The following is a 6,111-nucleotide window of genomic DNA, read 5'->3' as shown; positions in this document are numbered from 1 at the left end:
AAAGTGCGGTAAATTTTTACCGCACTTTTTCTTAAGAAAGGATTGACCTTTTACTCTCTCTTTCAAAGCCAATGTTCAAACATCGGTATTTGTGCAAAATCTCCTTGAAAATCAACCTCTTTTTACCATTTTTGCGATCTCGATCGAAAGATTGAAATGACTATCTCGCCAAATTTTTAGTTTCTATTTATGATTACACATCAAAAATTAATAACTTATTAGTTATTGAAATAAGTAGATAAATAGGATAAATTATGTACGAGATTCTCTTTTACAGAGACCAAAATGACATTGAGCCAGTGAAAGAGTATCTGCTATCTCTAGCTCAAAATGAAAGCAAAGATAGTCGAATTAAACTGAATAAAATTCGAGATTATGTAATCCAAACAGCCCAACAACGCTTAAGTGAATTAAAAGAGAGATTGAAAAATGAATAAAATTAGCCCATTAGGTTCAAATTGGAATGAGTTTGAACAGCAAATTTTCAATGAAGAAGAAATCCGAGAAAGTAATTTGCGTGTAGCCTTAATTAAAGAATTGATTACTTCTCGCCAGCAACTTGGGATTTCCCAAAAACAACTTGAAACCTTAAGCGGTGTGAAGCAACCTATGATTGCACGCATTGAAAAAGGACAAACGAATCCTCAGCTTGAAACGTTGTTAAAATTGCTCGCTCCTTTAGGGAAAACCCTGTCGATTGTGCCTCTAAGAGTAAAAAATGCCTAAGATATACCCATTATTTTCATATTGACTTGTTATATTTTCATTAAGTTTTCTCAATAAATAGTTTTTATTGCACCTTATTATACGTGGCTTTTTTGACTAGAAAATCGATAAAATCGGAATAGACTGTTCCGAGAAAAGAAAAAATATTGCAAAATAGCCTCAAATTAAGACCTATGTAGAAAAATGATTATATTTAGTAACTTATCCTTAAAACGAGGGCAAACGGAGCTTCTCGAAAATGCGTCTGCTACCATTAATCCTAAGCAAAAAGTCGGCTTGGTGGGGAAAAATGGTTGTGGAAAATCTTCGCTTTTTGCCTTATTAAAAAAAGAATTAACGCCAGAGGGGGGCGAGGTAAATTACCCATCAAATTGGCGAGTATCTTGGGTGAATCAAGAAACGCCTGCATTGGATATTTCAGCGATTGATTATGTGATTCAAGGGGATCGTGAATATTGCCGTTTGCAACAAGAGCTTGAACAAGCAAATGAACGCAATGACGGTAACGCCATTGCGCGTATTCACGGGCAATTAGAAACCTTGGATGCGTGGACAATTCAATCTCGTGCCGCTTCGTTATTGAATGGTTTAGGATTTAGTCAAGAAGAAACAACCCAGCCAGTGAAAGCCTTTTCGGGCGGTTGGCGGATGCGTTTGAATTTGGCACAAGCTCTGCTTTGTCCATCAGATTTATTGTTACTGGATGAGCCGACCAACCATTTGGATTTGGATGCGGTTATTTGGTTAGAACGTTGGTTAGTGCAATATCAAGGCACTTTGGTATTAATTTCTCACGACCGTGATTTTCTCGATCCGATTGTGACAAAAATCCTCCATATCGAAAATCAGAAGCTCAACGAATACACGGGCGATTATTCTTCCTTTGAAGTGCAACGAGCCACTAAATTGGCACAACAAACAGCGATGTATCGTCAGCAACAACAAAAGATTTCCCATTTACAAAAATATATTGATCGCTTTAAAGCCAAAGCCACCAAAGCTAAACAGGCACAAAGCCGTATGAAAGCATTAGAAAGAATGGAGCGGATTGCGCCTGCTTATGTGGATAATCCTTTTACCTTTGAATTTCGTCCGCCGCAATCTTTGCCAAATCCCTTAGTGATGATTGAGCAGGCGAGTGCAGGTTATGGTTGCGGAGAAAGTGCGGTAGAAATTTTAAGTAAAATTAAACTGAATTTGGTGCCAGGTTCACGGATTGGTTTGCTCGGTAAAAATGGTGCGGGAAAATCAACTTTGATTAAACTTTTAGCAGGAGAACTGACCGCACTTTCAGGCACAGTTCAGTTGGCAAAAGGCGTGCAACTTGGCTATTTTGCCCAACATCAATTAGATACTTTACGCGCAGATGAATCTGCCCTGTGGCATATGCAAAAACTCGCACCAGAACAAACGGAGCAACAAGTTCGCGATTATTTAGGCAGTTTTGCGTTCCACGGCGATAAAGTAAATCAAGCAGTAAAATCTTTTTCTGGAGGAGAAAAAGCCCGCTTGGTGTTGGCTTTGATTGTTTGGCAACGACCGAATTTGCTATTACTTGATGAACCGACTAACCATTTGGATTTAGATATGCGTCAGGCATTAACGGAAGCGTTGGTGGATTACGAAGGTTCTTTGGTGGTGGTGTCGCACGATCGTCATTTATTACGCAATACCGTAGAAGAATTTTACTTAGTTCACGATAAAAAAGTGGAAGAATTTAAAGGCGATTTAGAAGACTATCAAAAATGGCTGAATGAACAAAACAGTACGTCTGAAAATAAAGTTTCAGAAAAAGTGGGCGATAATGAAAATTCGGTTCAAAATCGTAAGGAACAAAAACGCCGTGAAGCAGAGTTACGCCAACAAACTGCACCATTACGTAAAAAAATCACGCAATTAGAAGAAAAAATGAATAAATTTTCTTCTGAGCTTGCGAACATAGAAAATCAACTGGCAGATGCCGAATTATATAATGCCGAAAATAAAGAAAAATTGACCGCACTTTTGGCTCAACAAGTGGATGTGAAGAAAGCATTGGATGATGTGGAAACGGAATGGATGACCGCACAGGAAGAATTGGAAGAAATGCTTCAAGCATAAGGATAGATTATGAATCAAAGCCTTTTTCATCATAGCAAACAACAGGAATATTGCCCTCAATGTGGCGCACCTTTGCAAATTAAACAAGGCAAAAAAGGGCTATTTTTAGGTTGCTCTGCTTATCCTGAATGTGATTATTTGCGTCCTTTACAACGATCGGAGCATAAAGTATTAAAAACACTTGATGAAATTTGCCCGAAGTGCGGTCATTTATTGCAGTTGAAACAAGGCAGTTTTGGGATGTTTATTGGTTGTAGCCAGTATCCTGAATGCGATTTTGTGGTGCGAGAAGAATCTGAATCTGAGGAAAAAATTACTTGTCCTGAATGTAAAACGGGGCATTTGATTTCTCGTCGGGGTCGCCAAGGAAAAATTTTTTACGGCTGTGATAATTTCCCTAAATGTAAATTTTCTTTGCCTACCAAGCCTTATGCCGTGTCTTGCCCAACCTGCCATTTCCCACTTTCTTTGTTAAAAAGTGAAGATGGGGAAAAACAAATTTTCCAGTGTGCAAATAAAACTTGCCGTCATATTTTTGAGCAGTAAAAGTAAAAGAGTGAAATGAATAGAGAACAAATCGCCAAAGCGCTTCGACAAAATCAAGTGGTCGCTTATCCCACTGAAGCTGTGTTTGGCTTGGGCTGTAATCCGCAAAGTGAAAGTGCGGTAAAAAAATTACTTGATTTAAAGCAACGCCCAGTGGAAAAAGGGCTGATTTTAGTGGCACCTAGCTTGGATTTTTTCCGTCCTTTTGTTGATTTTGAGCTGATTAACGATGAACAGCTTTCTCGCCTGCAAGGTAAATATGAACGTCCAACGACTTGGATTGTGCCAGCTAAATCGACAACCTCGCATTTTCTCACAGGCAAATTTGATAGCATCGCAGTACGTTTGTGCGATCATCCTTCTGTGAAAGCCTTATGTGAACTCACGGGTTTTACATTAACTTCAACCAGCGCAAATCTGACAGGAGAGCCACCTTGTCGAACCGCTGATGAAGTGCGGTCACAATTCAGTGTAGATTTTCCAGTATTAGATGAAATTGTGGGAGATGCACGCAATCCATCTGAAATTCGAGACTTACGCACAAATCAACTTTTTAGACAGGGATAATTTATGGATCTTTATGCTGTGTGGGGCAATCCGATTACGCAAAGTAAATCGCCATTAATTCAAAATAAGTTAGCAGCGCAAACCCATCAAACTATGGAATACATCGCAAAATTAGGCAATCTTGATTCTTTTGAACAACAGCTTTTGGCATTTTTTGAGGGTGGTGCAAAAGGTTGCAATATTACTTCGCCTTTTAAAGAACGTGCCTATCAACTGGCAGACGAATATAGCCAACGAGCCAAATTAGCGGAAGCCTGTAATACTCTCAAAAAACTCGATGATGGAAAACTTTATGCGGATAACACTGATGGGATCGGTTTGGTGACGGATTTGGAGCGTTTAAATTGGCTTCATCCAAATCAACGCATATTAATTCTAGGAGCAGGCGGAGCAACAAAAGGCGTATTATTGCCACTTTTGCAAGCTCAACAAAATATTGTGCTTGCCAACCGCACTTTTTCCAAAGCCAAAGAATTAGCTGAAAGATTTCAGCCTTACGGCAATATTCAAGCAGCCTCAATGGATTCTATTCCACTACAAACTTATGATGTAGTGATTAATGCAACTTCCGCTGGATTAAGTGGTGGAACGGCTCCAGTTGATACTGAAATTTTAAAATTGGGCTCAGCTTTTTATGATATGCAATATGCCAAAGGCACAGACACGCCATTTATCGCATTATGCAAAAGTTTGGGTTTAACCAACATTAGCGATGGCTTTGGAATGCTGGTCGCACAAGCTGCACATTCTTTCCATTTATGGCGAGGCGTAATGCCAAATTTTGTAGCGGTTTATAAACAGCTTAAAAAGGCGATGTTATGATTACTCGATGCCCTTGGGTTGGCAAACAACCTATTTATATTGATTATCATGACAAGGAATGGGGAAAGCCTGAATTCGACAGCCAAAAGCTATTTGAAAAAATTTGTTTGGAAGGGCAGCAAGCAGGGCTTTCGTGGATTACGGTTTTGAAAAAACGTGAATCTTACCGTGTAGCTTTTCATCAATTTGATCCGAAAAAAATCGCAAAAATGACCGCACTTGATATTGATGCTTGCATGCAAAATACAGGATTAATTCGCCATCGAGCCAAGTTAGAAGCCATTGTCAAAAATGCGAAAGCTTATTTAGAGATGGAAAAGTGCGGTGAAAATTTCAGTGATTTTGTTTGGTCATTTGTAAATCATAAACCGATTGTTAATGATGTGCCTGATTTGCGAACTGTACCTGCTAAAACAGAAGCATCGAAAGCACTTTCTAAAGCCTTAAAAAAACGTGGTTTCGTCTTTGTTGGCGAAACCACGTGTCATGCTTTTATGCAGTCTATGGGGTTAGTGGACGATCATTTAAATGATTGTCCTTGCAAAACTCGCTAGTGTTTATGTTGATCTCGCTCCCATAAATCGGCGTATTTTACAAAGGTTGAATGCGCCGATAACACCGCTAATAAAAATCCTTGTTTGCCATCTAAAAAACCTGCTTTTAACAAATACATCTTCACAAAACAACCGATCGCGTGGGTGATTCCTTGCCAAAGTGTAGCTTTTTTTCCTTTAGCTTGGCGTTGGTCTGCCCAGGCTTTTGCATAACCTGCGGATTTCACTAGATAATGATGGATGCTTTTATAAGTGAAATGCTCTAAATCCCCTGTTAATTTTTCTACTTTTGTGCCAGCTGGAAATTCCACTTTTTCATGTACAAGTGAGTCGTTATACTGCGCATAGTTTGTGCGATAGAGACGAACCACATAATCGGGATACCAGCCTGAATGGCGAATTTCACGTCCAAAGACTTCACTGACTCGTGGAATTTCATAAACGGTATTTTCTCGATCATTTTTAACCGCACTTAAGATAGCCTGTTTCAGCTTGGGGGTAACGCGTTCGTCTGCATCTAACCAGAGTACATAATCACTGGTTACATATTGTTGGGCTAATTGGCGTTGTTTTCCAAACCCTTGCCAGTCTCTATTTTCATAGAATTTCGCCCCATAACTGAGCGCAATTTCTTTAGTTTTATCTGTGCTGCCAGAATCTAGAATAATAATTTCATCCACCCAATCTTTTACGGTATCTAAGCAATTCGCTAGATCTTGTGCTTCATTTTTTACAATCATTGCAACGCTAATTGTAGGCATATTTTCAATCCTTTTTTTGCTATACTAGCCGAAAT

General features: G+C 39.1%; 8 protein-coding genes. 7 read left to right on the top strand and 1 reads right to left on the bottom strand.

The genetic code is table 11. From position 1 onward, the window contains the following. Positions 1-254 precede the first annotated feature (254 nt). From HMPREF2813_RS09300 to HMPREF2813_RS09270, 7 genes are all read left to right on the top strand, one after another. Positions 255-437, top strand: a complete 183-nt coding sequence (locus HMPREF2813_RS09300) for a shikimate 5-dehydrogenase (protein WP_005654546.1) — start codon at positions 255-257, stop codon at positions 435-437. Continuing rightward, a complete protein-coding gene (locus HMPREF2813_RS09295; protein WP_005650837.1) occupies positions 430-726 on the top strand; it encodes a type II toxin-antitoxin system antitoxin ToxA in 297 nt (98 codons plus the stop codon). The genes HMPREF2813_RS09300 and HMPREF2813_RS09295 overlap by 8 nt, the downstream gene beginning before the upstream one ends. 183 nt (positions 727-909) lie before the next feature. Next, positions 910-2,826 (top strand): ABC transporter ATP-binding protein, encoded by a 1,917-nt coding sequence (locus HMPREF2813_RS09290; protein WP_048946754.1) that lies wholly within the window; start codon positions 910-912, stop codon positions 2,824-2,826. Positions 2,827-2,835: 9 nt separating this feature from the next. After that, positions 2,836-3,372: a DNA topoisomerase family protein gene (locus HMPREF2813_RS09285; RefSeq protein WP_042594704.1), complete on the top strand. Its 537-nt coding sequence runs from the start codon at positions 2,836-2,838 to the stop codon at positions 3,370-3,372. 15 nt (positions 3,373-3,387) lie between these two features. Beyond that, positions 3,388-3,939: an L-threonylcarbamoyladenylate synthase type 1 TsaC gene (locus HMPREF2813_RS09280; protein WP_048946753.1), complete on the top strand. Its 552-nt coding sequence runs from the start codon at positions 3,388-3,390 to the stop codon at positions 3,937-3,939. 3 nt (positions 3,940-3,942) lie between these two features. Continuing rightward, entirely contained in the window at positions 3,943-4,761 is an 819-nt protein-coding gene (gene aroE, locus HMPREF2813_RS09275; RefSeq protein ID WP_048946752.1) for a shikimate dehydrogenase, read from the top strand. Further along, positions 4,758-5,315 carry a DNA-3-methyladenine glycosylase I gene (locus HMPREF2813_RS09270; protein WP_048946751.1) on the top strand — a complete coding sequence of 186 codons (558 nt, stop codon included), beginning with the start codon at positions 4,758-4,760 and terminating at the stop codon, positions 5,313-5,315. Before aroE ends, HMPREF2813_RS09270 begins: the two co-directional genes overlap by 4 nt. Here HMPREF2813_RS09270 and HMPREF2813_RS09265 read toward each other — a convergent pair. Further along, positions 5,312-6,076 carry a glycosyltransferase family 2 protein gene (locus HMPREF2813_RS09265; protein ID WP_048946750.1) on the bottom strand — a complete coding sequence of 255 codons (765 nt, stop codon included), beginning with the start codon at positions 6,074-6,076 and terminating at the stop codon, positions 5,312-5,314. The genes HMPREF2813_RS09270 and HMPREF2813_RS09265 overlap by 4 nt on opposite strands. Positions 6,077-6,111: the final 35 nt, after the last annotated feature.

The organism is Haemophilus sp. HMSC066A11 (genome assembly GCF_001811665.1).
Lineage (GTDB): Bacteria > Pseudomonadota > Gammaproteobacteria > Enterobacterales > Pasteurellaceae > Haemophilus > Haemophilus influenzae.
Note: the sequence above shows the minus strand (reverse complement) of the source record. Positions and strands in the feature narration are given on the sequence as shown.